The organism is Streptomyces sp. NPDC003036 (genome assembly GCF_040611175.1).
Taxonomy (GTDB): Bacteria; Actinomycetota; Actinomycetes; order Streptomycetales; family Streptomycetaceae; genus Streptomyces.
Genome location: NZ_JBEXNO010000008.1, coordinates 183,378 through 191,189 on the forward strand (window position 1 = coordinate 183,378; position 7,812 = coordinate 191,189).

Below are 7,812 nucleotides of genomic sequence, written 5' to 3' on the forward strand. Positions count from 1 at the left end.
GACGGTACCGCCGGGACGGGGTCAGCCGCCGAGCTTCGCCAGAGCCGCGTCGACGCGGGCCAGGGTGCGGTCCTTGCCGAGGATCTCCAGGGACTCGAAGAGCGGCAGGCCGACCGTGCGGCCGGTGACCGCGACGCGGACCGGGGCCTGGGCCTTGCCGAGCTTGAGGCCGTGCTCCTCGCCGGCGGCGAGGACGGCTTCCTTGAGGGACTCCGGGCTGGTCCAGTCCGCCGCCTCCAGCTTGGCGCGGGCCGTGCGCAGCAGGGCGTCGGAGCCCTCCTTCATGGCCTTCTGCCAGGACGCCTCGTCCTCGACGGGCTCCGGGAGGAAGAGGAAGTCGACGTTCTGCGTGATCTCGGAGAGCACGGTCAGACGGGTCTGGGCGTGCGGCGCGATGGCCTCCCAGGCCGCGCGGTCGAAGTCCTCGGGGGCCCAGGGGGCGTGCGGGGCGCGCAGCCACGGCTCGCAGGCCTCGGCGAACGCCTTCACGTCCAGGCGGCGGATGTGGTCGGCGTTGATCGCCTCGGCCTTCTTCAGGTCGAAGCGGGCCGGGTTGGCGTTGACGTCCGCGATGTCGAACTTCTCGACCATCTCGGGGATGGTGAAGACGTCCTGGTCGGCGGAGAAGGACCAGCCGAGGAGCGAGAGGTAGTTCAGCAGGCCCTCGGGGAGGAAGCCGCGCTCCCGGTAGAGGTTCAGCGAGGCCTGCGGGTCGCGCTTGGAGAGCTTCTTGTTGCCCTCGCCCATGACGTACGGCAGGTGGCCGAAGGCGGGGATCTCCTTGGCGACGCCCAGCTCGATCAGCGCCTTGTAGAGGGCGATCTGGCGCGGGGTGGAGGAGAGCAGGTCCTCGCCGCGCAGGACGTGGGTGATCTCCATCAGCGCGTCGTCGACGGGGTTGACGAGCGTGTAGAGGGGGGCGCCGTTGGCGCGGACGATGCCGTAGTCCGGGACGTTCTCCGGGGTGAAGGTGAGCTCGCCGCGGACCAGGTCGGTGAAGGTGATCGGCTCGTCGGGCATCCGGAAGCGGACGATCGACTCGCGGCCCTCCGCTTCGTACGCCGCCTTCTGCTCGGCGGTGAGGTCGCGGCACGTGCCGTCGTAACCGGAGGGCTTGCCGGCTGCGCGGGCGGCCTCGCGGCGCTCGTCGAGCTCGGTGGCGGTGCAGTAGCAGCGGTACGCGTAGCCGCCGGCGAGCAGCTTGTCGGCGATGTCCCGGTAGATGTCCATGCGCTGCGACTGGCGGTACGGCGCGTGGGGGCCGCCGACCTCGGGGCCCTCGTCCCAGTCGAGGCCGAGCCAGCGCAGGGAGTCGAGGAGCTGCTGGTACGACTCCTCGGAGTCGCGCGCCGCGTCCGTGTCCTCGATGCGGAAGACCATGGTGCCCTGGTGGTGCCGGGCGAAGGCCCAGTTGAACAGGGCGGTGCGGACCAGGCCCACGTGGGGGTTGCCGGTCGGGGAGGGACAGAAACGGACGCGTACGTTCGCGTTAGCCACGCTTGATCACCTTGTTGGTGAGAGTGCCGATGCCTTCGATGGTGACGGCGACCTCGTCGCCGACGGAGAGGGGGCCGACCCCGGCGGGGGTGCCGGTGAGGATGACGTCGCCGGGGAGCAGCGTCATGGCCTCGGTGATGTGGACGACCAGGTCCTCGATGGAGCGGATCATGTCGCTCGTACGACCCAGCTGGCGCTGTTCGCCGTTGACCGTGCACTGGATCGTGAGGTCGCCCGGGTCGAGGTCGGTCTCCACCCAGGGGCCCAGCGGGCAGGAGGTGTCGAAGCCCTTGGCGCGGGCCCACTGCTTCTCGCGCTGCTGGACGTCGCGCGCGGTGACGTCGTTGGCGCAGGTGTAGCCGAAGACGACGTCCTTGACGCGCTCGCGCGGGACCTCGCGGCACATGCGGCCGATCACGACGGCGAGCTCCGCCTCGTGGTGGAGCTCGTTCGAGAAGGTGGGGTATTCGATGGCGTCGCCGGAGCCGATCACCGAGGTGGTGGGCTTGAAGAAGGCGACGGGTACGTCCGGGACCTCGTTGCCGAGCTCCGCGGCGTGCTCCGCGTAGTTGCGGCCGATGGCCACGACCTTGTTCGGGAGGACGGGCGGCAGGAGGCGGACCTTGCTCAGCGGGACCTTGGTCCCGCTGAGTTCGAAGTCCCCGTACGGAATACCCTTGATGATGTCGAGGACGAGACCGCCCCCGGTGCCGGGGGCGGGGTCGCCCTCGACCGCGCCGAAGGCGACATTGCCGTCGATGGAGAACCTGGCGATGCGCACGGGATGCCGTGCCCCTTACTTCCGCTGGTGACTGGAGTCTGACGCTCCAGGCTAACGCGGGAGGCGCGGCCGACCTGCCGGGATTACCGCGCGGCGGGGACCGGGGCGTCCATGAGGGTCGTGCGCCGCGGGTTGGCGGTGCTGGCGGGGAGGTCCGTCGTGTGCTCCGGCTTCGCGCCCTGGGTGAGCTCACCGGCGTCGTCCAGGTGCGCCAGGGTGGTGCGGCGGGGGTTGGCGATGGAGCGGAAGGTCATCGTCGTCTTCATCGGTGGTGTCGGACCTCGGGTCGGGGATGGACAGAGCGGCTGACTATGTAAAGCGTCAGGCTAAACATTCGATTCCCCGCCCATAGCGGTAAGAGGCACCGATCTATATGTGAGTTTGCTCACGGCACCAGGGATAATCCGGACCTTTCGGGCTGCCGGTTGGACCAGTGAAAACGGACATTGCGCACGTGAAGCGCTCATTCCGCTCCTGATCATGGCGACTAGGACACCCCCTGCCCGTAAGCGACTCGTCCACCGAAGTCCGTTTCCTCCCCTAACGGCTTCCACGTACGGTGAGGGCCCGCGCACACTGCGCGACCGGGCCGGAGGTGGGTACCGTCGCCCTTGTTGGAGTTCCGGCACTGTGCTGGAATTCCACGCACCGCCGCGGGAATCAGACCGGCGCGCAGCGGCGCAACGCAGCGCCGAAGCGGCGGCGGGAAGGGGATCTGCGCCGGTCACTCACGACCACCATGGAGCGCGACTCGCGCTCCACGACGCCGACACCGTCCTGTCCGTTCACGCGGAGGGACGCCTGGTCCAGAGGTTGCGACGCTAGTGCAGGGACGTTTCAAGAGGGATGGCATGGGGTCTCCCCCGGCCCGCAAGGGCCGAGGGGAAGCTGCGGCGGAGCAGGAGCCGCGCGGCGGGACCGACCGCGGCTCCTCACCCCAGCGCACCCAGAACCCCGGACAGGCGGCCGCCGGTGACGGCGCCGGCCGTACCGGGCGCGGAAGTGCCGCACCGGGCGGCTCCGAGTCCCCGGCGACCCCGAAGGCCAAGGGTGCCAAGGGCGCCAAGGGCACCCGGGGCAAGAGCGCCGGGCCGAACGACGCCGGCTCCCGAATAGCCCTGCGCAACTGGCGCATCAGCACCCGTCTCGTCTCCCTGCTCGCCCTGCCCGTGGTCGCCGCGACCACGCTGGGTGGACTCCGTATCAACGAGTCCATGAACGACATGGAGCAGCTGGATCACATGCAGCTGCTCACCAAGCTCACCAAAGAGGCGACCGACCTCGCCCAGGCGCTCCAGGAGGAGCGCGACCTGACGGCGGGCCCGCTCGCCAACCGCACCGACGCGGACGGTCCGGTCAGCTCGGACTACAAGATCACCGAGAAGCGGAAGACGGCCGACCTCGCGCAGAAGGCCTTCCTGGACGCCACCGAGGAGATCGGTGACACCCAGGACGACGAGGCCCTGCAGTCGATCCGGTCCAACGTGAACCAGATCGCCACCCAGGTGATCACCCTCGGGGACATCCGCAAGGACGCCTACAAGGACGGCGTGCAGCACTCGCAGACGGTCGAGCGCTACAGCCGGCTGATCGAGTCGCTGCTGAGCCTCTCCCAGGACATGGCCCAGGCGACCAGCAACCCCGACATGATCAAGCGCACGCGTGCGCTGGCGGCGTTCTCGTCCGCCAAGGAGTACGCGTCCATCCAGCGCGCGATCATCGCCGCCGCGCTGCCCAAGAGCGACCGGGAGAAGGGCAACCTCAACCCGAACGACCGCCTCTACGGTCAGGCCGCCCGCAGCAACGAGCGAGCGGCCCTCCAGTCGTTCCAGGCGATCTACTCGTCCTCCGGCGGCGACGCCACGGACCTGCTGGCCCCGCTCAACACCGGCAACCCCAACATCGTCGAGGCCGACAAGTACGCGGACCGCGTGCTGAACGACGCCAGCGGCATGGAGACCCAGCCGCCGCGCGGTTACCTGGACTGGACCGACGAGTACGACTCGAAGATCCAGGCCATGAAGCGCATCGAGTTCCAGCTGCTGGGCGAGATGGACACCAAGGCCCGTGAGCTGCGCCAGGAGGAGCAGCGCGACGCCATCATCAACGGTGCGCTCATCCTGCTCGTCCTCGGCGTCTCGCTGATCGGCGCCTTCGTGGTGGCCCGCTCCATGATCCGCTCGCTGCGCCGCCTCCAGGACACCGCGACCAAGGTGGCCCAGGAGCGCCTGCCCGAGCTGGTCAAGCAGCTGTCCGAGTCCGACCCGCAGGACGTGGACACGTCCGTGGAGTCGGTCGGTGTGCACTCCCGGGACGAGATCGGCCAGGTGGCCGCGGCCTTCGACGACGTGCACCGCGAGGCGGTCCGCCTCGCCGCCGAGCAGGCCCTGCTGCGGGGCAACGTCAACGCGATGTTCACCAACCTCTCGCGCCGCTCCCAGGGTCTGATCCAGCGTCAGCTGTCGCTCATCTCCGAGCTGGAGTCGCGCGAGGCCGACCCGGACCAGCTGTCCTCGCTGTTCAAGCTCGACCACCTCGCCACGCGTATGCGCCGTAACGGTGAGAACCTGCTCGTTCTCGCCGGTGAGGAGCCGGGCCGCCGGTGGACGCGGCCCGTCCCGCTCGTCGACGTGCTCCGCGCCGCCGCGTCCGAGGTGGAGCAGTACGAGCGCATCGAGCTCGCCTCCGTCCCGGCGACCGAGGTCGCGGGCCGCGTCGTCAACGACCTCGTGCACCTCCTCGCCGAGCTGCTGGAGAACGCCACGTCGTTCTCCTCGCCGCAGACCAAGGTGCGCGTCACCGGTCACGCCCTGCCCGACGGGCGCGTGCTCGTCGAGATCCACGACACCGGCATCGGCCTCTCCCCCGAGGACCTCGCCGCGATCAACGAGCGGCTGGCGTCGCCGCCCACCGTGGACGTGTCGGTCTCCCGGCGCATGGGTCTGTTCGTGGTCGGCCGCCTGTCCCTGCGCCACGGCATCCGCATCCAGCTGCGGCCGTCCGACTCGGGCGGTACGACGGCACTGGTCATGCTCCCCGTGGACGTCGCCCAGGGCGGCAAGCTCCCGGGCAAGCCGGGCCAGGGCGGTCCCGGTGGCCCCGGCGGCCCCGGCGGCCAGGGCGCGATGCCCCAGGGTCCGTCCGGCGGCCGGGCGGGTCTGCCCGGCGGCCCGGGTGCGGCCGGTGGCGGCCGTCCCGGACTGGGCGGTGGCCAGGGCGGTCCCGCCGCGGGTCTCGGCGCCGGTGCCGGTGCCGCGCGCGGTCAGGTGGGCGCGGGCTCGGCGGGACGGACGGCGCTGCCGGGTCAGCCCGGTCAGCCCGGGGGTCAGCAGCCGGCGCGACAGGGCCAGCAGGGTCAGCAGGGCAAGCACGGCCGCCCCAGCCAGCCGCAGCAGCACCAGCCGCAGTCCCAGCAGCCGCAGCAGCCGGCCCAGCAGCAGGACCCGCAGCGTCAGGACGCCGGGCTCACGGGCTCCTTCAACGGTGCCGGCACCGCCGCGCCCTCGGGCATCCCGACCCGCTCGGACGTCTGGCAGAACAGCCAGGCGAAGGCCCCGCAGGCAGGCGGCCCCCAGCAGGGCTCCGGCACCCAGCAGCAGGGTCAGCAGGCCGGGCAGCAGCAGGGCCAGCCGTCCGGCCGGCGCCGCCAGCAGCAGCTGCCCGGGTCCGCCGGCGGTCCGCGCGCCGAGCTGCCCGGCGGCTCCCCGCAGCAGCAGTCCCAGCAGGCACGGCAGCCCCAGCAGCCGCAGCCGCAGCGCTCCGCGCGCCCGCAGACCACCAGCTGGGGCAGTGACCAGGCCTCCGTGCCCCCGCAGCAGCGCACCACCCCGCTGGACGCGCCGCGCGGTCACGAGGAGCCCGAGGCCACCGGCCAGTACGCGCTGCCGCCCTCCCCGCAGTCCGGGGACGGCCGCACGCCGCTGTACGACACGCTGGAGACCAACTGGTTCCACGGTGCCGGGCAGCAGGACGGCCGCCAGGCCCAGCCGGGGGGTCACCAGGCCCAGCAGCAGCACCAGCAGCCCCAGCAGCAAGACCGGTTCGCCGCGCTCGACCAGACGGTCCCCGTCCCGGTCGTACCGCAGCAGCCGGCCCAGCAGCAGCGCGCGGCCGCCCGGCCGGACGCGGCCACCACGGCCGCCTGGCGCACGTCCCCCAACGACGAACTGGTGCGCCAGGCCGAGCGGGTCCGCAAGCCCGCGGCCGGCGGCGTCACGACGTCCGGTCTGCCCAAGCGGGTCCCGCGCGCCAACCTGGTGCCGGGCACCGCACAGGAGCAGCCGCACCAGTCCGGTCCGCAGGTCTCGCGCGCGCCCGACGACGTGCGCGGTCGGCTGACCAACCTCCGCCGGGGCATCCAGCAGGGCCGCCAGGCGGGCGGCTCGACGACTGGCAGCTTCAATATCGGCCCCACTCACCCGCAGGAGCGTTAGTTGAGCCCGATGAGCCAGGCGGCGCAGAACCTGAACTGGTTGATCACCAGCTTCGTGGACAACACCCCCGGGGTGTCCCACACCGTGGTGGTCTCGGCCGACGGTCTCCTGCTGGCCATGTCGGAGGGATTCCCCCGCGACCGCGCGGACCAGCTCGCGGCCGTGGCGTCCGGGCTGACCTCGCTGACCGCGGGGGCGTCCCGGATCTTCGAAGGCGGCCCGGTCGCCCAGACCGTGGTGGAGATGGAGCGTGGCTTCCTCTTCATCATGTCGATCTCGGACGGCTCCTCCATGGCGGTGCTCGCGCACCCCGACTGCGACATCGGCCTCGTCGGCTACGAGATGGCGCTGCTGGTCGACCGGGCCGGCAGCGTCCTGACCCCGGACCTCAGAGCCGAGCTCCAGGGCAGCCTGCTCCGTTAGCTCAACCCCGGGGCGGTACGTACTCCCTCCCCCCTCGTGTACGTACCGCCTCTCGTACTTGTTCATTTGTCGGCCGCCCCATCCGGCCCCCCACCGGCCCCGTCACGACGGCACGCAGACCACCTGCTGTCACGACCCGGAGGATCCATGACCCCGCCCACCGCCTCGCACGATCCGTACGGCGCGTCCCTGGACGCCGCGTACGGACACGAAGGCGATCAGCCGCTGGTCCGTCCGTACGCCATGACCGGCGGACGGACGCGGCCGCGCTACCAGCTCGCCATCGAGGCGCTGGTCAGCACGACCGCTGACCCGGCGCACCTGGGAAGCCTGCTCCCCGAGCACCAGCGGATCTGCCACCTGTGCCGTGAGGTGAAGTCGGTGGCGGAGGTTTCGGCGCTGCTGTCGATGCCGCTCGGGGTGGCGCGGATCCTCGTCGCCGACCTGGCGGAGGCGGGCATGGTGGCGATCCACCAGCCGGGTAATGGAGAGGCCGGCGGTACGCCGGACGTGACGCTGCTGGAAAGGGTGCTCAGTGGACTTCGGAAGCTCTAGCGGCGGCGCCGGAGGCGGCGGCCGTTCGACCACCAGCGCGAAGATCGTGGTGGCGGGCGGCTTCGGCGTGGGCAAGACCACGTTCGTCGGTGCCGTCTCGGAGATCAACCCGCTGCGTACCGA

The 7,812-nt window shown here is 71.3% G+C and carries 6 protein-coding genes and 1 pseudogene; 4 read left to right on the plus strand and 3 right to left on the minus strand.

Going from position 1 to position 7,812, the window contains the following annotated elements:
• Positions 1–21: 21 nt before the first annotated feature.
• The 3 genes from gltX to ABZX67_RS08760 all read right to left on the minus strand — a co-directional run bounded on the left by gltX (position 22) and on the right by ABZX67_RS08760 (position 2,544).
• Positions 22–1,497, minus strand: a complete 1,476-nt coding sequence (gene gltX / locus ABZX67_RS08750; protein ID WP_355356334.1) for a glutamate--tRNA ligase — start codon at positions 1,495–1,497, stop codon at positions 22–24.
• Positions 1,490–2,278, minus strand: coding sequence for a fumarylacetoacetate hydrolase family protein (locus tag ABZX67_RS08755; RefSeq protein WP_355356336.1), 789 nt, complete (start codon positions 2,276–2,278; stop codon positions 1,490–1,492). Before ABZX67_RS08755 ends, gltX begins: the two co-directional genes overlap by 8 nt.
• 83 nt (positions 2,279–2,361) lie before the next feature.
• Positions 2,362–2,544: a hypothetical protein gene (locus ABZX67_RS08760; protein ID WP_355356338.1), complete on the minus strand. Its 183-nt coding sequence runs from the start codon at positions 2,542–2,544 to the stop codon at positions 2,362–2,364.
• Positions 2,545–3,129: 585 nt separating this feature from the next.
• Between ABZX67_RS08760 and ABZX67_RS08765 the strand changes: the two genes are divergently transcribed.
• The 4 genes and pseudogenes from ABZX67_RS08765 to ABZX67_RS08780 all read left to right on the plus strand — a co-directional run.
• Positions 3,130–6,711 carry a nitrate- and nitrite sensing domain-containing protein gene (locus ABZX67_RS08765; RefSeq protein WP_355356340.1) on the plus strand — a complete coding sequence of 1,194 codons (3,582 nt, stop codon included), beginning with the start codon at positions 3,130–3,132 and terminating at the stop codon, positions 6,709–6,711.
• 9 nt (positions 6,712–6,720) lie between these two features.
• Positions 6,721–7,134 (plus strand): roadblock/LC7 domain-containing protein, encoded by a 414-nt coding sequence (locus tag ABZX67_RS08770; protein ID WP_355356352.1) that lies wholly within the window; start codon positions 6,721–6,723, stop codon positions 7,132–7,134.
• A 147-nt stretch (positions 7,135–7,281) separates the two neighbouring features.
• Positions 7,282–7,689, plus strand: coding sequence for a DUF742 domain-containing protein (locus tag ABZX67_RS08775; protein ID WP_355356342.1), 408 nt, complete (start codon positions 7,282–7,284; stop codon positions 7,687–7,689).
• A pseudogene (locus tag ABZX67_RS08780) lies at positions 7,670–7,812 on the plus strand (ATP-binding protein); the annotation flags it as partial. The gene ABZX67_RS08775 and the pseudogene ABZX67_RS08780, both read left to right, overlap by 20 nt.

Excerpts from the sequence above, each read along its gene's own strand:
- ABZX67_RS08760 (WP_355356338.1), bottom strand. The coding sequence starts at position 2,544 with ATGAAGACGACGATGACCTTCCGCTCCATCGCCAACCCCCGCCGCACC.
- ABZX67_RS08765 (WP_355356340.1), top strand. The coding sequence starts at position 3,130 with ATGGGGTCTCCCCCGGCCCGCAAGGGCCGAGGGGAAGCTGCGGCGGAG.
- ABZX67_RS08770 (WP_355356352.1), top strand. The coding sequence starts at position 6,721 with ATGAGCCAGGCGGCGCAGAACCTGAACTGGTTGATCACCAGCTTCGTG.
- ABZX67_RS08775 (WP_355356342.1), top strand. The coding sequence starts at position 7,282 with ATGACCCCGCCCACCGCCTCGCACGATCCGTACGGCGCGTCCCTGGAC.